Consider the following 24,160-nt stretch of genomic DNA (forward strand, 5'->3'; position numbering starts at 1 on the left):
TGAGACGCCGTTCGGCCCCGCGCACAGGGTGCGGGGCCGAACGGGTCGTGCGACGAACGAGGAGGCGTCAGGCGACGCGCCCGTTCGCGTTCTCCTCGTCACCGATCTTGTGCACGACGATCGAGTTGGTCGAGCCGACCACGCCCACCGGCGCACCGGCGACGACGACGACGTAGTCGCCGACCTCCGCCAGCCCGTTGGCCCGCAGCGTCGAGTCCACCTGGTTCACCATCGCGTCGGTGTTCTCGACCGACGGGACGCGATACGTCTGGACGCCCCAGCTGAGCGACAGGACGTTGCGCACGTCGTCGACGGGCGTGAACGCCAGCAGCGGGATCGCCGAGCGCAGTCGCGACATGCGCCGCGCCGAGTCGCCCGACTGCGTGAACGTCACCAGGTACTTGACGCCGAGCGTCTCGCCGATCTCCGCGGCTGCCCGGGTGATGGCACCGCCGCGGGTGTGCGGCGTCGAGCCGAGGGGCGCGATCCGCTCGCGGCCCAGCTCCTCGGTCACCTCGATGATCCGCGCCATGGTGCGCACGGTCTCGATCGGGTAGTCGCCCACGCTCGTCTCGCCCGAGAGCATGACCGCGTCGGCACCGTCGAGCACGGCGTTCGCGCAGTCCGACGTCTCGGCGCGCGTCGGCCGCGGGTTGGTCGTCATGGACTCGAGCACCTGCGTCGCCACGATCACCGGCTTGGCGTTGCGGCGGGCCAGCTCGACGGCGCGCTTCTGCACCACCGGGACCTGCTCGAGCGGGAGCTCGACGCCCAGGTCCCCGCGGGCGACCATGATGCCGTCGAACGCCGCGATGATCTCGGCGAGGTTCTCGACGGCCTGCGGCTTCTCGATCTTGGCGATGACCGGGACGATCCGGTTCTCCTCCTCCATGATCCGGCGCACGTCGTCGTAGTCGGCGGCGGAGCGCACGAACGACAGGGCGATGATGTCGGCGCCGACGGTGAGGGCCCAGCGCAGGTCCTCCTCGTCCTTGTCGCTCATCGCAGGCACCGAGACGGCCACGCCTGGCAGGTTGAGACCCTTGTTGTTGGAGACCGGACCCGGCACCTCGACACGGGTCACCACGCGGGGGCCCTCGACGGCGGTCACGCGGACCAGGACCTTGCCGTCGTCGATGAGGATGGGGTCGCCCACGCGCGCGTCGTTCGGCAGACCCTTGTGGGTCGTCGAGACGAGCTCCTTGGTGCCCTCGACGTCCTCCGTGGTGATCGTGAAGACGTCACCGACGGCGAGGTCGTGCTTGCCGGCGGCGAACCGGCCGAGCCGGATCTTCGGGCCCTGGAGGTCGACGAGGACGGCGACGGACCGCCCGGACGCCTTCGCGGCAGCGCGGACGTTGTCGTACACGCGCTTGTGGACCTCGGTGTCGCCGTGGCTGCGGTTGAGCCGTGCCACGTCCATCCCGGCGTCGACGAGGGCCTGGATCTGCTCCGCGGACTCCGTCGCGGGGCCGATGGTGCAGACGATCTTTGCTCTACGCATGAAACGAGCCTATGCCTTCCGTTGAATTCAAGGACGGACCGAAGGTCCCGTCCGACCACCGTGGCCCGACGGTAGGAGACCTCGGTCAGGAGGGGTTCAGGGGCGCAGCGCCACGGTGCTGGCGGTGACGGGGGCCGGCAGCTCCGTGCTGCCCGAGAGGTACGTGTCGACCGCCGCGGCCGCGGCGCGACCCTCGGCGATGGCCCACACGATGAGCGACTGCCCGCGGCCGGCGTCGCCCGCGACGAACACGCCGGGGACGGTCGTCGCGTAGTCGTCGGTGCGTGCGACGAGCCCACGGGAGGTCAGCTCGATGCCGATCTGCTCCGTGAGCGGGTCCACCTCGGGGCCGGTGAAGCCCATCGCCACCAGGACCAGGTCCGCCGGGATCTCGCGCTCCGTGCCCGGCGTGGGCACGCGGCGGCCGTCGGACAGGTACTCGGTCGTGGCCAGCGTCAGCGCGCGCACCGTGCCGGACTCGTCACCGACGAACTCGACCGTCGAGGCGAGGTAGTCGCGGTCGCCACCCTCGGCGTGCGACGACGACACCTCGAACAGGATCGGGTCGGTCGGCCACGGCTGGTGCTCGGGGCGGTCCAGGGGCGGGCGCTTGCCGATGGCGAGCGTCGTCACGGACGCCGCCCCCTGCCGGAGCGCGGTGCCGAGGCAGTCCGAGCCGGTGTCTCCGCCGCCGATGATGATGACGTGCTTGCCGGTGGCCGTGATCTGGTCAGCGACGGGCTTGCCCGCGGCGACCGCGTTGGCCTGGTGCAGGAACTCCATGGCGACGTGCACGCCGCCCAGCTCCTTGCCGGGCACCCGCAGCTCGCGGGGCACGGTCGCACCGGTGGCGATCACGATCGCGTCGTAGCGCGCCTGCAGCTGCGGCCACGTGACGTCCCGACCGACCTCGACGCCGGGCCGGAACCGCGTGCCCTCGCCCTCCATCTGCGCCAGGCGGCGGTCGATGTGGACCTTCTCCAGCTTGAAGTCCGGCACGCCGTACCGCAGCAGGCCGCCGATGGCGTCGTCGCGCTCGTACACCGCGACCGTGTGCCCCGCCCGCGTGAGCTGCTGGGCGGCGGCCAGGCCGGCCGGGCCGGAGCCGACGACGGCGACCGTGTGGCCGGTGAGCCGCTGCGGGACCTGCGGGGTCACGTAGCCACGCTCGAACGCCTCGTCGATGATCGAGACCTCGACGTTCTTGATCGTCACGGCGGGCTGGTTGATGCCCAGCACGCAGCTCGACTCGCACGGCGCCGGGCAGATGCGACCCGTGAACTCCGGGAAGTTGTTGGTCGCGTGCAGCCGGTCGATCGCGTCGGACCACTGGCCGCGCCACACCAGGTCGTTCCACTCGGGGATGAGGTTCCCGAGCGGGCAGCCGTTGTGGCAGAACGGGATGCCGCAGTCCATGCAGCGGCCCGCCTGCTCCTTGAGGTACGGCTGGCCGTCCTGCCGGTGCTCGTGGACGTCCTTCCAGTCCCGCAGGCGGACCTCGACGGGGCGGTTGGGCGGGAGCTCACGGTCCCGCACCTTCAGGAAGCCGCGGGGGTCAGCCACGGGCCACCTCCAGGATCTGGTCCCACACGCCGGGCGCGGCGGGGTCGAGGCCGTCGGCCTCGGCCTGCGCGAGCGCACGACGGACGCGGGCGTACTCGGTGGGCAGCAGGCGCGTGAACCGCGCCCGGGTCGAGGGGAAGTCCTCGAGCAGCTGGGCGGCGACCGGCGAGCCGGTCTCGTCGTGGTGCGCGCGCAGGAGCGTCTGCACGACGGCGGCGTCCTCGTCGTCGAGCGGGTCGAGCGCGAGCTCGTTCGTCCGCACGGCGTCGATGTTCACCAGGGCGGGCACCAGGTCCAGCACGTACGCCGTGCCGCCCGACATGCCGGCACCGAAGTTGCGGCCGGTCCGGCCGAGCACCAGGACGGTCCCACCGGTCATGTACTCGCACCCGTGGTCGCCCACGCCCTCGACGACCAGCGTGGCGCCGGAGTTCCGGACGCCGAACCTCTCACCGACGAGGCCGCGCAGGAAGATCTGCCCGGTGGTCGCGCCGTAGCCGATGACGTTGCCGGCCACCACGTTGTGCTCGCTGGACAGCGCGGCGTTGCGGTCGGGGCGCACGACGATGCGCCCGCCGGACAGCCCCTTGCCGACGTAGTCGTTGGCGTCCCCGAACAGCCGCAGCGTGACGCCCCGCGGCAGGAACGCGCCGAAGGACTGTCCCGCCGAGCCCGTGAGCGTGACGTCGATGGTGTCGTCCGGCAGCCCGACGCCGCCGAACCGCTTGGTCACCTCGTGGCCGAGCATCGTGCCGACGGTCCGGTTGACGTTGCGCACCGGCAGGTCGATCCGGACCGGCTCGCTGCGCTCGAGGGCGTCCCCGGCCAGCGCGATGAGCCGGTTGTCGAGCGCGCGGTCGAGGCCGTGGTCCTGGTTCTTGGTGTGGTGCAGCTCCGTGCCGGCGACCGGCGACGGGACGGCGAGCACCGGCCCGAGGTCGAGCCCCTCGGCCTTCCAGTGGTCGATCGCGGCGCGCGTGTCGAGCAGCTCGACGTGACCGACGGCCTCGAGCAGCGTGCGGAAGCCCAGCTGCGCGAGCAGCGCCCGGACCTCCTCCGCGATGAACTCCATGAACGTCACGACGAACTCGGGCTTGCCCGTGAAGCGGGCGCGCAGCTCCGGGTTCTGGGTGGCGACGCCCACCGGGCAGGTGTCGAGGTGGCAGACGCGCATCATCACGCAGCCCGACACGACGAGCGGCGCGGTGGCGAAGCCGAACTCCTCGGCGCCCAGCAGCGCACCGATCACCACGTCACGGCCGGTCTTGAGCTGGCCGTCCACCTGCACCACCACGCGGTCGCGCAGGTTGTTCAGCACCAGGGTCTGCTGCGTCTCCGCCAGGCCGATCTCCCACGGGGTGCCGGCGTGCTTGAGCGACGTCAGCGGGCTCGCCCCGGTGCCGCCGTCGTGACCCGAGATGAGCACGACGTCGGAGTGCGCCTTGGCCACACCCGCCGCGATGGTCCCCACGCCGAACTCGCTGACGAGCTTCGTGTGGATCCGCGCCTGCGGGTTCGCGTTCTTGGCGTCGTGGATCAGCTGCGCCAGGTCCTCGATGGAGTAGATGTCGTGGTGCGGCGGCGGCGAGATGAGCCCCACACCGGGCGTCGAGTGCCGGGTGCGACCGATCCACGGGTAGACCTTGTTGCCGGGCAGCTGGCCACCCTCGCCGGGCTTGGCGCCCTGGGCGAGCTTGATCTGGATGTCGTCGGCGTTGGTCAGGTACTCGCTGGTCACGCCGAACCGCCCGGACGCGATCTGCTTGATCGCCGACCGGCGCTCCGGGTCGTGCAGCCGCTCCGGGTCCTCGCCGCCCTCACCGGTGTTCGACTTCCCGCCGATGCTGTTCATGGCGATCGCGAGCGTCTCGTGCGCCTCCATGGAGATCGAGCCGTACGACATCGCGCCGGTGTTGAACCGCTTGACGATCTCGCTGACCGGCTCGACCTCGTCGAGCGGGACGGGCGGGCGCTCGCCCTCCTTGAAGGCCAGCAGGCCGCGCAGCGTCATCAGGCGCGACGACTGCTCATCGACCCGCGACGTGTACTGCTGGAAGACGTCGAACTGCCGCGTGCGCGTGGAGTGCTGCAGCCGGAACACCGTCTCGGGGTCGAACAGGTGGTCCTCGCCGTCGCGACGCCACTGGTACTCGCCGCCGACCGCCAGCCGCAGGTGCGCCTGCCGGTTGCCGCTCGCCGGATAGGCGTCCGCGTGACGTGCTGCGACCTCGGCCGCGATGACGTCCAGGCCGATGCCGCCCAGACGGCTCGTGGTGCCCGTGAAGTACTTGTCGACGAGCGGCTGCGAGAGCCCGATGGCCTCGAACACCTGCGCGCCGCGGTAGGACGCGATCGTGGAGATGCCCATCTTCGACATGACCTTGAGCACGCCCTTGCCGAGCGCCTTGATGAGGTTGGCGACGGCCTTCTCGGGGCCCACGCCCGTGAGGTAGCCCGCCCGGGCGAGGTCCTCGACGGTCTCCATCGCGAGGTACGGGTTGACCGCCGCGGCGCCGTAGCCGATCAGCAGCGCGACATGGTGCACCTCACGGACGTCACCGGCCTCGACGACGAGCGAGATCTGCGTGCGCGTGTGCCGGCGCAGCGTGTGGTGGTGCACCGCGCTCAGCAGCAGCAGCGACGGGATCGGCGCCAGGTCCGCGTCCGAGTGCCGGTCCGACAGGACCAGGAAGCTGGTCCCGTCCGCCACGGCAGCGTCGACCTCCGCGAAGATCTCCTCGAGACGCGCCTCGAGAGCCTCTCCCCCGCCGCTGACCTTGTAGAGCCCGCGGATGATGGTCGACCGGTAGCCGAGCGACGGCGACTTGGCGACGTGCACGATCTTGGCCAGCTGGTCGTTGTCGATCACCGGGAACGGCAGGATCAGCTTGCGGGCGTGCCCCGGGCCGTCCTCGAGCAGGTTGGGCTCCGGGCCGATGGCCCCGCCGATCGCGGTCACCAGCTCCTCGCGGATGGCGTCCAGCGGCGGGTTGGTCACCTGCGCGAACATCTGCGTGAAGTAGTCGAAGAGCATCCGCGGCCGGGTCGAGAGGACCGCGACCGGCGTGTCCGAGCCCATCGCACCCAGCGGCTCCGCACCCGCGGCGGCCATGGGGCTGAGCAGGATCTTCAGCTCCTCCTCGGTGTACCCGAACGCGCGCTGCCGGCGACGCACCGAGGCGGCGGAGTGCGCGACGTGCTCGCGCTCGGGCAGCTGCTGCAGGAACACGGAGTTGTCGCGCACCCACTCGGCGTACGGACGCTGCGCCGCCAGGGAGGACTTGATCTCCTGGTCGTCGATGATCCGGCCCTTGCCGGTGTCCACCAGGAACATGCGGCCGGGCTCGAGACGCCCCTTCGCGACGATCGTCGCGGGGTCGATGTCGAGCACGCCGGCCTCGGACGCGCAGACGACCAGCCCGTCCTCGGTCACCCAGTACCGGCCGGGACGCAGCCCGTTGCGGTCCTGCACGGACCCGATCAGGGTGCCGTCGGTGAACGTGATCGCCGCCGGGCCGTCCCACGGCTCCATGAGCGTGGAGTGGTACTCGTAGAACGCGCGGCGCGACGCATCCATCTGGGCGTGGTTCTCCCACGCCTCCGGGATCATCATCATGACCGCGTGCGGCAGCGTCCGGCCCGACAGGTGCAGCAGCTCGAGCACCTCGTCGAAGCTGCCGGAGTCCGAGCCGCCCGGCGTACAGACCGGCAGCAGCGGCGCCAGGTCGCCCAGCTCGTCGCTGGCCAGCGTGCCCTCGCGGGCGGCCATCCAGTTGCGGTTGCCCCGCACGGTGTTGATCTCGCCGTTGTGCGCGATCATCCGGAACGGCTGCGCGAGGGGCCACGACGGGAACGTGTTGGTGGAGAAGCGCGAGTGCACCAGCGCGATCTCGGAGGCGTACCGCGGGTCCGACAGGTCGGCGAAGAACGGCTCGAGCTGCCCGGTGGTGAGCATGCCCTTGTAGGCGATGGTCCGCGCCGACAACGATGCGAAGTACAGGCCGTGCTCCCGCTCCGCGCGCTTGCGCAGCCGGTAGGCACGCCGGTCCAGGTCGATGCCCGACAGCTCGCGCGACGGGTCCGCCACGACGAGCTGGCGGAAGACGGGCATGGACGCGCGTGCCGTCGGACCGACGAGGTCCGCGGTCACCACGACCTCACGCCACGCGAGCACGTCGAGCTTCTCCTCGGCGGCGATGGACTCCAGCGCCGCCACGGCGACGCGCTGCTCCGCCTCGTCGACCGGCAGGAACGCCATGCCGATCGCGTAGAAACCGGCCGGCGGGAGCTCGGCGTCGACGACGTCACGCAGGAACGCGTCGGGGATCTGCGTCAGGATGCCCGCACCGTCGCCGCTGTCCTCCTCGGCGCCGACGGCGCCGCGGTGGTCCAGGTTGAGCAGCGCGGTCAGGCCCGCGTCGACGATGTCCCGGCCGGGGGTGCCGCGCAGCGTCGCGACGAAGGCGAATCCGCACGCGTCGTGCTCGGCAGCGGGGTCGTAGAGACCCTGCGGCAGCGGCGCGCGTACTGCGCCAGGGCTCGCGGGCGACGTCGACATCTGCACCGTCCTCACGGTCCCCGACAGGGTCGGGGAATTGCACGAACAAGGGGGGAACGCGGGACGTCGTCGGCCCAGGTGTGGTGACGATACAGCGCGGTGGATGGACCGCCCGCATCGTCGTGCGGAGCAGGGTGACCGCTCGCCCGCGGGTCAGCGGGCGGGATCGGTCGCGATCTCCTCGTCGTCCTGCACGGTCGGGGGTGCCAGCAGGAGGGTCGTGTCACGTCCTGGGTGCCGGCGCCCGACCACCACGAACGCTACCAGCGCTCCGACGCCCACGATGATCGACGTCCAGACGTTGATCCGCAGGCCCAGGAACTCGTGCGCCGGGTCGATGCGGAGCATCTCGATCCAGAGCCGGCCGCTCGTGTAGATCACGACGTAGAGCAGGAACACGCGCCCGTAGCCGAGCTGGAGCTTGCGGTCGAGCCAGATCAGCAGCGCGGCACCCGCGAGGTTCCAGACCATCTCGTAGAGGAACGTCGGGTGGTAGAGCGTGCCCGCGGCGTCCCCGACCGGCATGTGGGCCGCGTCGATGCGCAGCCCCCAGGGCAGCGTGGTGGGGCTGCCGAACAGCTCCTGGTTGAACCAGTTCCCGAGCCGGCCGATCGCCTGGGCGACGAGGAGCCCGGGGGCCAGCGCGTCCGCCCAGGGAGCGAGCCGGACGCCCTGCCGGCGGCAGCCGATCCAGGCGCCGACCCCGCCGAACGCGACCGCCCCCCAGATGCCGAGGCCGCCCTCCCAGATGTAGAGGGCCCGGATGGGGTCTCCCCCGACGCCGAAGTACGCGTCCGGCGACGTGATCACGTGGTAGATCCGGCCGCCGACGATGCCGAACGGCACGGCCCAGAAGGCGATCTCGAGCGTCGTGTCGGGCTCGCCGCCGCGCTCGACCCACCGGCGCCGCGTCAGCCAGAGGGCGGCGACGATGCCGAGCAGGATCGCGAACGCGTACGCGCGCAGCGGGAAGGGGCCGAGGTGCCAGACGCCGGTCGGCGGGCTCGGGATCGCCAGCGGCAGCAGACCGCTCACCGCGCGCTCCGGACGCCCTCGGCGAGGTCGGCCGTCAGGCGGGCCAGCGCCCCCCGCCCCGCCGCGTCGTCGGCCGCGTCCAGCAGCGTGCGCACGAGAGCCGAGCCGACGATCACGCCGTCGGCGTAGCCCGCGATCTCCGCGGCCTGCTCAGGGCGGGACACGCCCAGACCGACGCACACCCGCTCGGCACCGGCCGCGCGGGTGTGCGCGACGAGCTCCTCCGCCTTGGAGCCGACCGTCGCGCGCTCACCCGTCACGCCCATCGTGGACGCCGCGTAGACGAACCCCCGGGAGGCAGCCGCGGTAGAGGCGAGCCGTTCGGGCGTCGAGCTGGGCGCGACGAGGAACACGCGGTCCAGTCCGTGCGCGTCCGAGGCGGCGATCCAGTCCGCCGCCTCGTCCGGGATGAGGTCGGGCGTGATGAGGCCGGCGCCGCCGGCCGCGGCGAGGTCCCGCGCGAACGCGTCGACGCCGTAGCGCAGCACCAGGTTCCAGTAGGTCATGACGAGGATGGGCGCACCGCGACCGGCGACCTGCTCGACCGCGCGGATCGTGTCGCCCACCCGCGTCCCGCCGGCCAGCGCCGCGTCGACCGCGCGCTGCACGGTGGGGCCGTCCATGACGGGGTCGCTGTACGGCACCCCCAGCTCGACGATGTCCGCACCGGCGTCGATCATCGTCCGGACGGCCTCGACGGACCCGTCGACGGTCGGGTAGCCCACGGGCAGGTAGCCGATGAGCGCCGAGCGCCCGAGGGCGTCGAGGTGCTCCGCCACCTGGGACCGGATAGCCACTCCAGCACTCACAGCTGTTCTCCTTGGTCGGCCAGCACCACGGGCTCGTCCTCGATCAGGTCGAACCACGCCGCAGCCGTGGCCACGTCCTTGTCCCCGCGTCCCGACAGGTTGATCAGCAGCACCGGCTCGTGGCCGTCGTCGCCGGTCCAGCCCGACAGCTCAGCGCCCAGCTGGATCGCCCCTGCCAGGGCGTGCGCGGACTCGATGGCCGGGATGATCCCCTCGGTCCGGCACAGGAGGCGGAAGGCCTCCATCGCCTCGTCGTCCGTCACCGGCCGGTAGTCCGCGCGGCCGATGTCGTGCAGCCAGGCGTGCTCCGGACCGACGCTCGGGTAGTCCAGACCTGCCGACACGGAGTGGCTGGGCAGCGTCTGCCCGTCCTCGTCCTGCAGCAGGTACGACTTGGCGCCGTGCAGCACCCCGGGCTCGCCGCCCGAGAACCGTGCGGCGTGCCGGCCCGAGGAGATCCCCGCGCCGCCCGCCTCGAAGCCGAAGAGCCGGACGCCCGGGTCGTCGAGGAACGCGTTGAAGATGCCCATCGCGTTGGACCCGCCGCCCACGCACGCGGCGACGGCGTCGGGCAGCCGCCCGATCTCCTCGAGGAGCTGCGCCTTCGCCTCCTCGCCGATGATCTTGTGGAAGTCGCGCACCATCTCGGGGAACGGGTGCGGTCCCGTGACGGTGCCGAGCAGGTAGTGCGTCGAGTCGACGTTGGCCACCCAGTCGCGCAGCGCCTCGTTGATCGCGTCCTTGAGCGTCCGCGTGCCGATGGTCACGGGGATGACCTCGGCACCGAGCAGCCGCATCCGGGCGACGTTGAGCGCCTGCCGGCGCGTGTCCTCCTCGCCCATGTACACGACGCACTCGAGGTCGAGCAGCGCAGCAGCGGTCGCGGTCGCCACGCCGTGCTGACCGGCGCCCGTCTCCGCGATCACCCGCGTCTTGCCCATGCGCTTGACCAGCAGAGCCTGTCCCAGCACGTTGTTGATCTTGTGCGAGCCCGTGTGGTTGAGGTCCTCGCGCTTGAGGAACACCCGCACACCCGGCGCGACGTGCTGGGCGAACCGCGGCACCTCGGTCAGAGGGCTCGGACGGCCGGTGTAGGTGCGGTGCAGGCGCGCCAGCTCCCGCCCGAACGCCGGGTCCGTCAACGCCTTGTGGTACTCCGTGTCCAGCTCGTCGAGCGCCGCGATCAGCGCCTCGGGCACGAACCGGCCGCCGAACTCACCGAAGTACGGCCCGGCGTGGGTGGACAGCGGTCCACCCGCCGTGGCCTCGAGCAGCTTCTCCGAGAGGGCCTCGACGGTCGGGCGACCGGTCACTGCCGCACCGCCCGCAGAGACGGGTGCGCACCAGCTGCCACGAGGTCGGCGACCGACTCGCGCGGGGCGTCGTCCGTGACCAGCGCCTCGCCGACGAGCACCGCGTCGGCACCGGCACGGGCATAGTCCATGACGTCGTGCGGTCCGCGGACGCCGGACTCGGCGATCTTGACGATGTGCGACGGGATGGACGGCGCCACCCGCGCGAACGTGGTGCGGTCCACCTCGAGCGAGCGCAGGTCGCGGGCGTTGACGCCGATCACGCGGGCGCCGGCGTCAGCGGCCCGGGAGACCTCCTCGGCGTCGTGCACCTCGACGAGGGCGGTCATGCCCAGGGAGTGCACGCGCTCGACCAGGGACTCGAGCACGGTCTGCTCGAGGGCGGCGACGATGAGGAGCACGAGGTCGGCGCCGTGCGCACGGGCCTCCCACACCTGGTACGGCGTGACGACGAAGTCCTTGCGCAGCACCGGGATGTCCACCCGGGCGCGGACGGCGTCGAGATCGGCCAGCGAGCCGTGGAACCGGCGCTCCTCGGTGAGCACCGAGATGACGGCGGCGCCGCCCTTCTCGTACTCGGCCGCGAGGGCGGCGGGGTCCTTGATGGTGGCGAGCGCACCCTTGCTCGGGCTCGAGCGCTTCACCTCGGCGATCACGCGGACCGCGTCCTCGGCGCGCAGGCGACCCACGCACTCGATCGCGGACTCTCGGCGGCGGGCCCGCTCCTTCACCGTCGCGAGCGGCGTGGCCTGCTCCCGGACGGCGAGGTCCTGCCTGACTCCCGCGACGATGTCGTCCAGCACGGTCATCGAGAACTCACCTTCTCCCCCGGTCGGTTCCGGACCTGCTGCGCGCCGTCGATCGTGGCGGCGGTCCGGTGAGCCATCGTAGAACGGTCCCGGAGTGACCCCGACCACAGGTCGATGGATGGGACGGCTGCCTCATGGCGCCAGCCACGGGGCCAGCGCCGGGACGTTGCGCAGCACCCCGAACCCGACGACCACCACGAGCAGCAGCCAGGCCGCCCAGGTGGGTGCAGGACCGGCGCGGACCCCTCGCGCCGAACGGGTGACCCAGCGACCCCACAGCACGACCACGAGCGGCACCGCGAGAACCCACAGCGGGTTCATCGACCATGCCCCGGCCAGGTCGCCGGTCGCCAGGTCGTGCGTCGCCCGCAGCCCACCGCAGGCCGGGCACCACACGCCCAGGAGCAGGAACGACGGGCACACGCCGTAGCTCCCCGCGACGTGCGGATCCCGCACCGCGAGCAGCGCCGTCGCGAGCACGACCACCCCACCGGTGACGAGCGGGGCGGTCAACGACGCACGACGGCCCGCTCCGTGCGACGCGGGTGCGTCGGACGGGAGCGGGCCGGTCGGCAGTACCTGCGGACCGTCGTCGACGGTCGACACGTCAGTAGCTCGAGGTGTAGCCCTCGTTGAACGCGTCCCGGAAGTCGGCGTTCGACCAGAGGACGGCGATCAGGATGACGCTGAGCACCGAGAGCACGATCGCGATCCAGCCGAGGATGATCCCGGCCGTCGCCATGCCGCCGTTGTTCGCCTCGCCGCGCGCGACCGCCTTCTTCGAGTTGTTCCCGACGATGATCGCCGGGATGCCGGTGAAGAGGCCGCAGCCGAGCACGAACGACACGATGCCGAGGACCAGCGACCAGACGGCCAGTCCGTTCTTCGGGTACGCGGCTCCGTAGCCGGCGCCGGGCTGCCCGTAGCCACCGGGAGCCGAGCCGTACGGCGCGGCCGAGGGGTACTGCGGAGCCGCGGCGCCGGGGTACTGCGGCGAGCCGCCCGCACCCGGGTACGGCGGCGGAGCGGCCGGTCCCTGCGGGTACGGCGGAGGGGCTGCGGGGTACTGGGGGGCTGCGCCCGGGTCCTGCGGGGCTCTGCTCGGATCCTGCGGATCTCCGCTCCCGTACGGGTTCTGCGGCTCGTTGGGGGTCGACATCGGTCCTCCTCGGTCGCGTGCGCCCACCCTGTCCGGGCGGCGGTGGAGCTGTGCGGGTCAGTGCCCGCCGGTGCGTGCCTGGCGGGCCCGGGTCTTGTCGCCGCCCTGGCCGTGGCCCGAGACCTGCAGCGCCTTGCCGGCGACCAGCCCGGCGACGACCAGAGCCATGCCGACCCAGAACAGCCAGACGATCGCGAACAGGACGCCGAGACCGGCGATGGTGAAGGCGATGACCACCGAGTAGGTGGTGACCCATGCGGCGAGCGTCTTCCCGTGGTTGGTCGGGGCGGCCGTCGGCGGCAGGTGCATCTTCTCGGTGGTCGTGGCGTTCTGCGCGCGGTGCGCGAGCGTGTTGTCAGCCATCAGTGGGGTGCCCTTCGTGCTCGGTTCTGCGCTCACCCTATCCGACCCTCCCGGTGCGGCCCGGCACGTGCCGCCGCACGTCAGGACGGGTCGTCGCCTCTGCTGAGAGCGTCCCAGTCGGACCGTTCGTCCGGCTCGGCGGCCGAGGGTGCGGCGGTGCCGACGGGTGCCGACTCGTGCCTCCGCGACGGCCCCGACCACGCGCGGGAGACGCGCACGAACCAGACGCCGGCCACGGCGTCGAGGACGCCGACCCCGACGGCGACCCACGGCCACACGCTCGTCACGACGGGGCCGGCCGGTGTGCCCACGCCGGTCTTCGCGGCGACCACCGGCGTGACGGCGGCGACCGGGTCCGCCGTGACCCCCAGCGACGCGGCGGCGACGAGCAGACCGCACGCCACGACGACCACGGCCACCACCCAGCGCCCCGCCCGGCCGACCAGGCCGACGGCCGCGACCGCCGCGAGAATTGCGACCGCCGCTGCGAGGACCGCGGGCGCCGCCTGGGAGCCGGTGACCTCCACGGTCACGGTGCCCTGCAGCGCGGTGGTGCCCGTCGTCGTGAACCAGGTGGGCACCGTGACGGCCGCGGTCAGCCCCGCCAGGACGAGGAGCACACCCGCCGCGCGCCCTCGTCCCGGGCGGCGACGGTCCGCCGGCGGCGGGACCGTCACGCGCCCGCCCGGCGCAGCCGGGACGCGATCTGTACGGCCCGCACCGCCGCGGCGGCCTTGTTGCGCGACTCCTCGTACTCCAGGGCGGGCACGGAGTCCGCGACGATGCCGCCGCCGGCCTGGACGCTCGCCCGCCCGTCCCGGATCAGGGCGGTGCGGATGGCGATGGCCATGTCCATGTCGCCGGCGAAGTCGAAGTAGCCGACCGTGCCGCCGTAGATGCCGCGTCGCGCGGGCTCGATCTCGTCGATGAGCGCGATCGCCCGCGGCTTCGGCGCCCCGGAGAGGGTGCCTGCGGGGAACGTGGCGACCAGCGTCTGGAGCGCGGTCGCCCCTTCGCGCAGCCGCCCGACGACCGTCGAGCAGATGTGCATGATGTGCGAGTACCTCTTGACCGCCATGAACTCGACGACCTCGACGCTGGCCGGCTCGCAGACCTTGACCAGGTCGTTGCGGGACAGGTCGACGAGCATGATGTGCTCGGCACGCTCCTTGGGGTCCGCGAGCACCTCGTCCTGCAGCCGGCGGTCCTCGTCGGGCGTGGCGCCACGGGGGCGCGACCCCGCGATGGGGAAGGTCACGACGCGACCCGAGGTCACCTTCACCAGGGTCTCCGGGCTCGAGCCCACGACGGCGAAGTCACGCCCGTCGGCGTCCTGCAGCTGCAGGTAGTACATGTACGGGCTCGGGTTGATGGTGCGCAGCACGCGGTAGACGTCGATCGGCTCCGCGGGGCAATCGAGGTCCAGGCGCTGCGAGAGGACCACCTGGAACACGTCGCCGTCGCGGATGGCCTCCTGGCCGGTGCGCACGGCGTCCTCGAACGCCTGGCGCGTGGACCGGAACGCCAGCTCCGGCTCGGCGACGTCCGCCAGGACCGCGACCGAGGACTCGGCGGGCTGCAGCAGCGCCGCCTCCATCGCCTCGATCCGCGCGATGGCGTCGGCGTGCGCGTCGTCCACCCGCTCGTCGGTGTCGTCGAAGTTGATCGCGTTGGCGACCAGCCACACCGACCCGTCGTGGTGGTCGACGACGGCCAGGTCCGTGGCCAGCAGGAGGGTGAGCTCGGGCACGCCGAGCTCGTCGGGCGCGTTCGCGGGCAGCGTCGGCTCCCAGTGCCGCACGATGTCCCAGCCCAGGGCGCCGACGAGCCCGCTGGTCAGCGGCGGCAGGCCGGCGATCGCGGGGGTGCGCAGCGCGTCCAGCGTGCGCTCGAGGACGTCGAGGGCGTCACCGTCGGTGGGGACGCCGACGGGGACGTCACCGACCCAGACGGCGGACCCGTCGCGCACGGTCAGCGTGGCGCGCGAGCGCACGCCGACGAACGAGTACCGGTCCCAGCTCCCGGCGGCCTCGGCGGACTCCAGGATGAACGTGCCCGGACGCCCTGCCGCGAGCGTCCGGTAGAGGCCGACGGGGGTGACGCCGTCGGCGAGGAGCCGGCGCACCACGGGGATGACCCGACGGTCGCGAGCGAGGCCACGGAAGACGTCGATCGACGGCCACGTGCCACCCCAGGGGACCTCAGCCGCGGCGACGTCCGCGGGGAACACCGTGGGCAGAGCGGTGGTCATCCAGCTTCTCCTTCGGTGGGTCGGGTTCCGACGACCGCCGTGAGCGGTCCGCCGGCCTCGAAGCAGGTGTGCGCACCGGTGTGGCACGCGGCGCCGACCTGGTCGACCTCGACCAGCAGGGCGTCGCCGTCGCAGTCGATGCTCACGGCCTTGACGTACTGGGCGTGGCCGGACGTGTCGCCCTTGCGCCAGTACTCCTGGCGCGAGCGGCTCCAGAACACGACACGACCGGTGGTCAGCGTGCGCCGCAGCGCCTCGTCGTCCATCCAGCCGAGCATGAGCACCTCGCGCGAGTCGTGCTGCTGCACGACTGCTGCCACCAGGCCGTGGTCGTCGTGCTTGAGGAGCGCTGCGACGGCGGGATCGAGGACGGGTGCGGCGGGGCTGGAAGACACGCACCGATCCTGCCACGCAGCCGCGCGTGGCACGGACCCGTCCCACCGGCGGTCAGCGGGTCTGCGACACCCAGGCGGCGTGCATCGCCGCGTAGTGGCCGTCGCGTGCGACGAGCTCGTCGTGGTGCCCGACCTCGACGACGCGACCGGCGTCGACGACCACCACGGTGTCGGCCGCCTCCGCGGTGGAGAGGCGGTGCGCGATGGTCAGGGTGCTGCGGCCGCGCGTCAGCGAGTCCAGCGCCCGCGCGATCCGGACCTCGGTGGCAGGGTCCACTGCCGAGGTCGCCTCGTCGAGCAGCAGCAGGTCGGCCTCCGCCAGGTACGCCCGGGCGAGCGCGACCAGCTGCCGCTCCCCCGCCGACAGGGACTCGCCCCGCTGTCCGACGGGGGTGTCGAGCCCGTCGGCCAGCTCGTCGACCCAGCCGTCCAGGCCGAGCGCCTCGATGGCCGCGCGGATCCGCACGTCGTCGTCCTGGGCCGCGGTCGTGCCGTCCTCGTGGCGCAGGCCGTAGGCCACGTTCTGCGCGAGGGTGCCGTCGAACAGGAAGCCCTCCTGCGGGACCAGCACCACCCGTCGTCGCAGGTCGGCGACCGCGATGTCCCGCACGTCCACCCCGTCGAGCAGCACGGAGCCGCCGGTGGGGTCCATGAACCGCGCGACGAGCTTGGCGATCGTCGTCTTGCCCGACCCGGTCGCACCGACCACCGCGACCGACGTCCCCGCGGGGATCGCGACGTCGACCTCGCGCAGCACCGGCGGACCGTCCGGGTAGGAGAAGTCCACCGCCCGCAGCTCGACGTGCGCCGGGCCGCGCGGGCTGGGCACACCGTCCGCGCCCGGGTCGACCACCTCGACCGGCGTCTCCAGGACCCCGAGCACTCGACGCCACCCGGCGACGGCGTTCTGCAGCTCGTTGAGGATCTCGGTCGCCATCTGCACGGGACCGGTGAAGAGCTGCACCAGGAAGAGGAAGGCCAGCAGCCGACCGACGGTCATCTCCCCGGCGATGCCCAGGTAGGTCCCCGCGACCACGACGATCGCCAGGACGAGGTTGGCGACGAGCACGCCGCTGGAGAACACGAGCGCGACCAGGTTCTGCGCCCGCACCATCGCCGCCCGCGTCGCGGCGACCGCGGCGTCGATCCGGCGCTGCGTGCGCTCCGCGACCCCGTACGCCCGGATGGTCTCGGCGCCGACGACGGCCTCGGAGATGGCCCCGAGCATCCCGCCGACCCGCTCCCGCACCGCGGTGTACCGGGCGTTCACGCGCTTCTGCAGCGGCTGGAGCAGCACGAACAGCGGCACGAAGCCCGCCCATACGATCAGGGTCAGCTGCCACGAGTAGACCGCCATCAGCACGGTCGCCACGGCGATCTGCAGCACCGAGACGAGCAGCATGATCCCGCCCCACTGCACGAACAGCGAGATCGTGTCGACGTCGGACGTCACGCGCGAGACCAGCGACCCGCGCCGCTCGGTGTTCTGCGTCAGCACCGACAGGTCGTGCACGTGCCGGAACGCCCGGGTGCGCAGCGCCAGCAGCCCGCTCTCGCTCGACCGGAACAGCCGCACGTTGACGTAGGCCGAGCACACCGCGCCGATCAGCAGGCCGAGCGCGGCCAGGCCGGCGAGCGCCATGACCCGCGAGATGTCCGGACCGCCGTCGGCGAGGATCCCCGTGTCGACGGTCTGCTGGACCGCGATCGGCACGAGCACCCGCCCGATCGACGCGACCACCGCCAGCAGCACCGTGAGCTGCCAGCCCACCAGCAGCTGCGGCGAGACCTGCACGCCGCGGCGCAGCGTCGCGAGCACCCCCAGGGTGCTCGCGGGCGCGAACCGGTGGCTGCGCTGCTGCTCGCTCATGCGTGGTCCTCCACGACCTCGAGGGCGTCCTCGTCCGCTGTCTCGGCGGCACGCCGCGCGGTCTCCTGCTCGTACGCCGTCGCCAGCGCGCGGTAGCCGGGGTCGCGTGCGAGGAGCTCGGCGTGCGTCCCGCGGTCGACCACGCGGCCGCCGTCGATGTGGACCACCTCGTCGGCGAGCAGGACGGACGACATCCGGTAGGCGACCAGCAGCACCGTCGGGCTGGTCGCTCCCCCGTCGCCCCGCAGACCGCGCAGGATGGCCTGCTCGATGCGGGGGTCGACCGCGGAGGTCGCGTCGTCCAGGACGAGGACGGCGGGGCGGCGGACGAGCGCCCGGGCGAGCGCTAGGCGCTGACGCTGACCACCCGACAGGTTGGCACCGCGCTCGCCGAGGGGCGCGTCGAGGCCACCGGGCAGGGCGCGCACGACGTCGTCGACGCGGGCGAGGCGCAGCGCGCCCCAGACCGCCTCGTCGTCGGGGGCTCCCGGTGCGCCCTCGTCGTCGAGCGTGACGTTCGAGCGCACGGTGTCCTCGAACACGAACGTCGACTGGGACACCAGCGCGACGTGGCGCGCGAGGTCAGCCGGTCGCACCTCCCGCAGGTCGAGCCCGTCGACGTGGACCGAGCCGCGCGACGGGTCGTACAGCCGGCTGACCAGGGAGACGAGCGTCGTCTTGCCGGCCCCCGTCGGACCCACGACGGCGATCGTGCGGCCGGCAGCCACGTCGAGGTCCACGTCGTGCAGCAGCTCGAGCTCCCCGCCGCCGGGCAGCGCCACGGAGCGGCTCACGTCGCGCAGCTCGACCCGCGCCCCGCCGGCCGGCGCCCATGGCGTGCTGCCGACGCTCAGCGACCCGTGCGAGTCGATCACCCGGGCGATCCGGTCGTACCCGACGAGCGCCCGTGGCAGCTCCCCCAGCACCCAGCCGAACGCGCGCACCGGCACCGCCAGCAGGGTCAGCAGGTAGGCGGCGGCGACGACGTCCCCGGTGCCCACCCGGCCCTCGCTGATCTGCACGGTGCCGACCACCAGGACGAGCAGGGTGCCGAGGCTCGGCAGCAGGTCGATGACCGGGTCGAACATGGCGCGCACCACCCCGACGCGGACGTTCGCGTGGCGCAGCTGCGTGGCCCGCTCGGCGAACCGGGCCTCCTCGCGCGCCTCGGTGCCCAGGGAGGTGACGAGCACCGCGGCCTCGAAGCTCTCGTGCGCGATGTCCGCCACCTCGGCCCGCAGCTGCTGCGCACGGATGGCCGCCGGCGACATGCGGTTCTGGAACACGACGTTGGCGATCACCGCGAGCGGCAGGACGACGAGCGCGGCGACCGCCAGCCAGATGTCGGTGCGCACGAGCTCGACGGTGGCGACCACCATCATCACGACGACGCCGATCGCGAACGGCAGCGGGTTGAAGATCGACGTCGCCGCCTCGACGTCCGCGCTCGCGTTCGAGAGCAGCTGGCCCGTCGGGTGCTGGCGGTGCCACGACATCGGCAGCCGCAGGTACTGCCGGGTGACGGCCGTGCGGTGGTCCTCCTGGAGCAGCGCGAACCCGCGGCCCGCGAACACCCGTCGCGCAGCGACCGTCAGCGCGAGCGAGACGGCGACCAGCGCGATCGCGCCCCCGGCGAGCCAGATCCGGTCCCGTGCCTCGCTCGAGCCGGCCAGCGCCGGGACGACGACCTGGTCCGTCACCGCACCGAGCACGCGACTGACGCCGACCGTGAGGGCACCGAAGAGCGCGGACGTCCCGATGGCCAGGGTGTACGTGCGGGGATGGGCGCGCAGGCCTCGACCGAGCAGCTGGACGGCACGCCGCGGGACCGAGCCGGTGAGCGCCATCGACCGGGGCGACTCGTCTCGCGTGGGCACGACAGGACCTTCCGTGGAGCTCGTGGGGTTCTCCTCATTCTCTCATGCGTGTGCGAGCGCTTACCCGCGCCGCGGGTCACGGCGCCGCGTGGGATCCTGCGGTCATGACCTGGCACGAGATCGAGCGCGCGCAGCTGGCGCAGGCCCTCCTGGACGTCGCGCCCGACGCGCCCACCCTCTGCGAGGGGTGGCAGGCACGCCACCTGGCGGCGCACGTCGTGCTGCGGGAACGCTCCGCGGTGGTGGGGGCGGGGATCGCCGTCCCGGCCCTGTCGTCCCGCGCCGAGGCCGCGATCGCGAGGCTGGCCGACCAGGCGTCGACCGAGGGCGCCTACCGCGACCTGGTGGCCCGGGTCGCGGACAGCCCCGCGCGCTGGCACCCGGCCTCCTGGGTCGGCGAGTCCGCCAACGTCGTCGAGTTCTTCGTGCACACCGAGGACGTCCGACGGGGCGCGGGACCCGTCCCCGCCCGCGAGCTCGACCCGGGGCTCGTCGAGGCGCTGTGGTCGCACCTGCCCCGCGCCGCCACGGGCCGGCTGCGCTCCTGCCCCGTGGGCGTCGTGCTCGTCCGCGACGACGGCATCCGGCACCGCCTGCGCGCGCCGAAGGCCGACTACGGCACCGTCATCGTGCGCGGAGACACCGGCGAGCTCGTCCTCTACCTGCTCGGGCGCGGTGCCGCGGCCGACGTCCGGGTGGAGGGCGCGGCCGACGACGTCGCGGCGATCGAGGCGGTGCTCCCCTCGCGCTAGCCGGCCGCCTGCTCGGGGTGCCCGGTGGCCAGGATGTCGACCACGAAGACGACGGTCTGTCCGGCCAGCTCCTCGCTCTCGGTGACCCCGAGGGCGTACGTGGGCGGGACGACGAGCATGACCTGGCTGCCGACCGGCTGGTCGACCAGCCCCTCGGCCCACGCCTGCACGTCCTGCAGCGAGAACGACACCGGCAGGCCGTGCGTCCACGTCGAGTCGAACGCCTCACCGGTCGTCCACGCGAAGCCCGTGTAGTGCACGGTGACGATGTCGCTGGCGGCCACCTGCTCGCCGCTGCCACGGATCAACGGCTGCGCGACGAGCGTCGCCGGGGGCTCGGTGCCGGTCGGCGTGATCGTCGGGGCGCCCGACGCGTCGAGCGTGACCACGGGCAGGTCCGGCCGGGGGGCCTTCGCCTCGCCGTCCGCGCGCGTGGGCAGCACGTCGACCACCGTCACCGTCGGGTAGTCCGTCGCGCCGGCACCGCTGCCGGGACTGATCTGGAGCAGCCTGGCGCCGACCTGCTGGCCGCGCAGCGTCTCGTACAGGTCCGTGCCCAGGTCCTCCTCCGTCAGGAGCATCGCCGTCGGGTTCGTGGAGTAGCTCTCCTTGACCAGGGTGGCGTCCGTCGCGTCCTCGAGCCAGAAGTCGATGAGCACCGGTGCGCCCTCGACCAGCTCGGCGCCGGTGCCCGGCCAGATCTGCTCCGTCCGGGTCTTGTCCACCTGCAGCGGCGTGAGGTACGTGATCGTCGGTGCCTCGCCGGGCTCGCCGGACACCGTCACCGTGGCCGGCTCCGAGGCCGGTGCGCTGCAACCGACGAGGGTCAGCAGGGCGGTCGCCAGACCGGCTACCAGGGCTCGGCCCTGCAGTCGTCGCACGTCGTTCCTTCCAGCTCCACGAATCCGGCGGGGTCACCAGGACCGCCACACTGTACGGCGCACTGCTGTGGGACCGGTGCTACATGGACTCGATCAGGCGGTCCACCCGCTCGTCGACGCTGCGGAACGGGTCCTTGCACAGCACGGTGCGCTGCGCCTGGTCGTTGAGCTTGAGGTGGACCCAGTCGACCGTGTAGTCGCGGCGGGCATCCTGCGCAGCACGCACGAAGTCGCCCCGGAGCTTGGCGCGGGTGGTCTGCGGCGGGACGGCGGTCGCCTCGAAGATCTCCAGGTCGGTCGTCACTCGTTCCACCAGCCCCTTGGCGGCCATCAGGTTGTAGAGACCCTCGGTGCGGGAGATGTCGTGGTACGCCAGGTCGAGGCGCTGCACCCGCACGTCGGACATCTCCAGCCCGTGCTTGGCGCGGTAGCGCTCGATCAGCCGGTACTTGATCACCCAGTCCAGCTCGCGGTCCACCAGCGACAGGTCCCCGGTGCGCATGGCCCGCAGCCCGCGCTCCCACAGGTCCAGCACCTGCTTGTTCTCCGGGCTCGGACCCCCCTCGGAGGCCAGGAAGTCCGTCACCCGCGTGAGGTACTCCTCCTGCAGGTCGATCGCCGTGACGGTCCGCCCGTTCGCCATCGTCACGGGGTGCATGCCCGTGAGGTCGTGGCTGATCTCACGGATCGCCCTGATCGGGTTCTCCAGAGCCATCTCGCGCATCGGGACGCCGGCCTCGATCATCCGCAGCAGCAGGTCCGTCGAGCCGACCTTGAGCATCGTCGTCGCCTCGGACATCGACGAGTCGCCGACGATGACGTGCAGCCGGCGGTAGTGCTCGGCGTCGGCGTGCGGCTCGTCGCGCGTGTTGATGATGGGCCGGGAGCGGGTGGTCGCGCTGGAGACCGCCTCCCAGATGTGGTCCGCGCGCTGCGACAGGCAGTAGACCGCACCCCGCGGCGTCGTCAGCACCTTGCCCGCGCCGGTGAGGATCTGGCGCGTGATCAGGAACGGCACCAGCACGTCCGACAGCCGGGAGAAGTCGCCCTGCCGGCGCACGAGGTAGTTCTCGTGGCACCCGTAGGAGTTGCCCGCGGAGTCCGTGTTGTTCTTGAACAGGTGGATGGTCCCCGGCAGACCCTCGTGCTCCAGCCGTTGCTGCGCGTCCGCGACGAGCCCCTCGAGGATGCGCTCGCCCGCGCGGTCGTGCGTGACCAGCTGGCGCACGTCGTCGCACTCGGCGGTCGCGTACTCGGGGTGCGAGCCGACGTCGAGGTACAGGCGCGAGCCGTTGCGCAGGAACACGTTGGACGAGCGCCCCCACGCGACGACCTTGCGGAACAGGTACCGCGCGACCTCGTCCGCGGAGAGCCCCCGCCCGTCCTGGGCGGCGCACGTGACGCCGTACTCCGTCTCCAGACCGAAGATCCGTCTGTCCATCGCCGTGCTCCCCTCCCTCGCCCCCGTGCCGTCTGCCTTTCAGTCTGCGACCAGCAGGTCCTCCAGCAGTGCGCCGGCGAGCCGTCGGAACGTCCTGCGCGGTCGCGTGCGGTCCAGCACCGCGACCTCCAGCTGGGCGGCAGGGATCGTCCGCGGCTCGCCGCCGTCCTCCGCCGCACCCAGCGTGCGCACGGCGAGCGCGAGCACCTCGGGCAGGGTCAGCCCCGCGCGCCACTGCTCCGCGAGCAGGCCGCCCAGCCGGTCGGCCTGCCCACCCATGACGACGTACCCGTGCTCGTCCGTGACGGAGCCGTCGTAGGCGAGCCGGTAGATCTGGTCGCCCGCGGCAGCCCGGCCGACCTCGGCGACGACGATCTCGACCTCGAGCGGCTTGGACTCCGTGGTGAACGACGTACCCAGCGTCTGCGCGTACGCGTTGGCCAGGCCCCGGGCGGTGACGTCCTCCCGGTCGTAGGAGTAGCCGCGCAGGTCGGCGTAGCGCACGCCGGCCACGCGCAGGTTCTCGAACTCGTTGTACTTCCCGACGGCCGCGAAGCCGATGCGGTCGTAGATCTCGGAGATCTTGTGCAGCGCGCGCGACGCGTTCTCGGTGGCGAACGCGATCCCGTCGTCGTACTGCAGGACCACGACGGACCGGCCGCGCGCGATGCCCTTGCGGGCGTAGTCCGCCCGGTCCTTCATCAGCTGCTCGGGCGAGACGTAGAACGGCATGCTCATCGCGCACCACCATTCGCGTCGCGGTGACCCGCGTGGCCTCGACGGCGTTCCTGCTCGATCGTCTCGGCGACGGCGGCGAGATCGGGGTCGCCGACCCGCAGGTACCCGGACTCCGTCACGGTCGCGACGACCGGCCAGATCCCCCGGGTGTGGTCCGGCCCGCCGGTCGCGGAGTCGTCGTCCGACGCGTCGACGAGCGCCTCCACGGCGACCTTCACCGCGGCGTCGGCGTCGAGCCCCGGCCGCCACAGCTTCTTCAGCGAGCCGCGCGCGAACACCGAGCCCGAGCCCACCGCGTGGTGGTCGTGCTCCTCGTACCGGCCGCCCGTGACGTCGTAGGAGAAGATCCGGCCGACGCGGCGGTCCAGGTCGAAGCCGCCGAACAGCGGCACCACGGCCAGCCCCTGCATCGCCATGCCGAGGTTGCCGCGGATCATCGTCGCGAGCCGGTTGGCCTTGCCGTCGAGCGAGAGCAGGCTGCCCTCGATCTTCTCGTAGTGCTCGAGCTCGAGCTGGAACAGGCGGACCAGCTCCACGGCGAGACCGGCGGTGCCGGCGATGCCGACCGCCGAGTACTCGTCGGCGGGAAAGACCTTCTCGATCTCCCGGCTCGCGATCATCGAGCCCATGGTGGCCCGGCGGTCCCCCGCCATGACGATCCCGCCCTCGAACGCGAGCGCGAGGATCGTGGTGCCGTGGGGGGCCTGCACGTCCGAGGCGGGCCGGTTACCCGGCAGCAGCTGCGGGGCGTGGCTGGACAGGAACTCCACGAACGACGACGAGCCGGGGGTCGTGAAGGCGTGCGGCAGCCGCCCGGAGGCGGACGTGTCGGATGAGGTCAT

Annotated in this window: 20 protein-coding genes; 1 reads left to right on the top strand and 19 read right to left on the bottom strand. The window is 72.5% G+C overall.

All coding sequences use genetic code 11. The features are described from left to right. Positions 1 to 67: 67 nt before the first annotated feature. From pyk to ACXJKF_RS17400, 15 genes are all read right to left on the bottom strand, one after another. Positions 68 to 1,504, bottom strand: a complete 1,437-nt coding sequence (pyk, locus tag ACXJKF_RS17330; RefSeq protein ID WP_456788960.1) for a pyruvate kinase — start codon at positions 1,502 to 1,504, stop codon at positions 68 to 70. A gap of 96 nt (positions 1,505 to 1,600) precedes the next feature. Then, a complete protein-coding gene (locus ACXJKF_RS17335; RefSeq protein WP_456788961.1) occupies positions 1,601 to 3,067 on the bottom strand; it encodes a glutamate synthase subunit beta in 1,467 nt (488 codons plus the stop codon). Then, entirely contained in the window at positions 3,060 to 7,625 is a 4,566-nt protein-coding gene (gene gltB, locus ACXJKF_RS17340; protein ID WP_456788962.1) for a glutamate synthase large subunit, read from the bottom strand. Before gltB ends, ACXJKF_RS17335 begins: the two co-directional genes overlap by 8 nt. Positions 7,626 to 7,778: 153 nt before the next feature. Then, a complete protein-coding gene (gene lgt, locus ACXJKF_RS17345; RefSeq protein WP_456788963.1) occupies positions 7,779 to 8,660 on the bottom strand; it encodes a prolipoprotein diacylglyceryl transferase in 882 nt (293 codons plus the stop codon). Further along, entirely contained in the window at positions 8,657 to 9,469 is an 813-nt protein-coding gene (gene trpA / locus ACXJKF_RS17350) for a tryptophan synthase subunit alpha (RefSeq protein ID WP_456788964.1), read from the bottom strand. Before trpA ends, lgt begins: the two co-directional genes overlap by 4 nt. Beyond that, positions 9,466 to 10,782, bottom strand: coding sequence for a tryptophan synthase subunit beta (trpB, locus tag ACXJKF_RS17355; RefSeq protein ID WP_456788965.1), 1,317 nt, complete (start codon positions 10,780 to 10,782; stop codon positions 9,466 to 9,468). Before trpB ends, trpA begins: the two co-directional genes overlap by 4 nt. Then, a complete protein-coding gene (gene trpC / locus ACXJKF_RS17360) occupies positions 10,779 to 11,591 on the bottom strand; it encodes an indole-3-glycerol phosphate synthase TrpC (RefSeq protein WP_456788966.1) in 813 nt (270 codons plus the stop codon). Before trpC ends, trpB begins: the two co-directional genes overlap by 4 nt. A 132-nt stretch (positions 11,592 to 11,723) precedes the next feature. Further along, on the bottom strand, positions 11,724 to 12,197 hold the full coding sequence (locus ACXJKF_RS17365) for a DUF2752 domain-containing protein (RefSeq protein ID WP_456788967.1): 474 nt from the start codon (positions 12,195 to 12,197) through the stop codon (positions 11,724 to 11,726). 1 nt (position 12,198) lies between these two features. Continuing rightward, positions 12,199 to 12,750 (bottom strand): DUF4190 domain-containing protein, encoded by a 552-nt coding sequence (locus tag ACXJKF_RS17370; protein ID WP_456788968.1) that lies wholly within the window; start codon positions 12,748 to 12,750, stop codon positions 12,199 to 12,201. Between the two features lie 57 nt (positions 12,751 to 12,807). Next, positions 12,808 to 13,113, bottom strand: a complete 306-nt coding sequence (locus ACXJKF_RS17375) for an HGxxPAAW family protein (protein WP_456788969.1) — start codon at positions 13,111 to 13,113, stop codon at positions 12,808 to 12,810. An 80-nt stretch (positions 13,114 to 13,193) separates the two neighbouring features. Then, the gene (locus ACXJKF_RS17380) at positions 13,194 to 13,790 is read right to left on the bottom strand and encodes a Trp biosynthesis-associated membrane protein (protein ID WP_456788970.1); all 597 of its coding nucleotides are present in this window, start codon (positions 13,788 to 13,790) and stop codon (positions 13,194 to 13,196) included. After that, positions 13,787 to 15,364 (bottom strand): anthranilate synthase component I, encoded by a 1,578-nt coding sequence (locus ACXJKF_RS17385; RefSeq protein ID WP_456788971.1) that lies wholly within the window; start codon positions 15,362 to 15,364, stop codon positions 13,787 to 13,789. The genes ACXJKF_RS17380 and ACXJKF_RS17385 overlap by 4 nt, the downstream gene beginning before the upstream one ends. After that, positions 15,361 to 15,759, bottom strand: a complete 399-nt coding sequence (gene hisI / locus ACXJKF_RS17390) for a phosphoribosyl-AMP cyclohydrolase (RefSeq protein WP_456788972.1) — start codon at positions 15,757 to 15,759, stop codon at positions 15,361 to 15,363. Before hisI ends, ACXJKF_RS17385 begins: the two co-directional genes overlap by 4 nt. A gap of 52 nt (positions 15,760 to 15,811) precedes the next feature. Then, a complete protein-coding gene (locus tag ACXJKF_RS17395) occupies positions 15,812 to 17,629 on the bottom strand; it encodes an ABC transporter ATP-binding protein (protein WP_456788973.1) in 1,818 nt (605 codons plus the stop codon). Continuing rightward, complete coding sequence (locus ACXJKF_RS17400; RefSeq protein ID WP_456788998.1) at positions 17,626 to 19,476, bottom strand: ABC transporter ATP-binding protein; 1,851 nt, start codon at positions 19,474 to 19,476, stop codon at positions 17,626 to 17,628. Before ACXJKF_RS17400 ends, ACXJKF_RS17395 begins: the two co-directional genes overlap by 4 nt. Positions 19,477 to 19,610: 134 nt before the next feature. Between ACXJKF_RS17400 and ACXJKF_RS17405 the strand changes: the two genes are divergently transcribed. Further along, entirely contained in the window at positions 19,611 to 20,258 is a 648-nt protein-coding gene (locus ACXJKF_RS17405) for a TIGR03085 family metal-binding protein (protein WP_456788974.1), read from the top strand. Here ACXJKF_RS17405 and ACXJKF_RS17410 read toward each other — a convergent pair. The 4 genes from ACXJKF_RS17410 to prcB all read right to left on the bottom strand — a co-directional run bounded on the left by ACXJKF_RS17410 (position 20,255) and on the right by prcB (position 24,160). Then, complete coding sequence (locus ACXJKF_RS17410) at positions 20,255 to 21,139, bottom strand: FKBP-type peptidyl-prolyl cis-trans isomerase (protein WP_456788975.1); 885 nt, start codon at positions 21,137 to 21,139, stop codon at positions 20,255 to 20,257. The two genes, ACXJKF_RS17405 and ACXJKF_RS17410, sit on opposite strands and share 4 nt — an antisense overlap. Positions 21,140 to 21,218: 79 nt before the next feature. Further along, on the bottom strand, positions 21,219 to 22,580 hold the full coding sequence (pafA, locus tag ACXJKF_RS17415) for a Pup--protein ligase (RefSeq protein WP_056028106.1): 1,362 nt from the start codon (positions 22,578 to 22,580) through the stop codon (positions 21,219 to 21,221). Positions 22,581 to 22,619: 39 nt separating this feature from the next. Then, the gene (gene prcA / locus ACXJKF_RS17420; protein ID WP_456788976.1) at positions 22,620 to 23,318 is read right to left on the bottom strand and encodes a proteasome subunit alpha; all 699 of its coding nucleotides are present in this window, start codon (positions 23,316 to 23,318) and stop codon (positions 22,620 to 22,622) included. Continuing rightward, complete coding sequence (prcB, locus tag ACXJKF_RS17425; RefSeq protein ID WP_456788977.1) at positions 23,315 to 24,160, bottom strand: proteasome subunit beta; 846 nt, start codon at positions 24,158 to 24,160, stop codon at positions 23,315 to 23,317. Before prcB ends, prcA begins: the two co-directional genes overlap by 4 nt.

It is taken from the genome of Cellulomonas sp. P5_C5 (assembly GCF_054049655.1).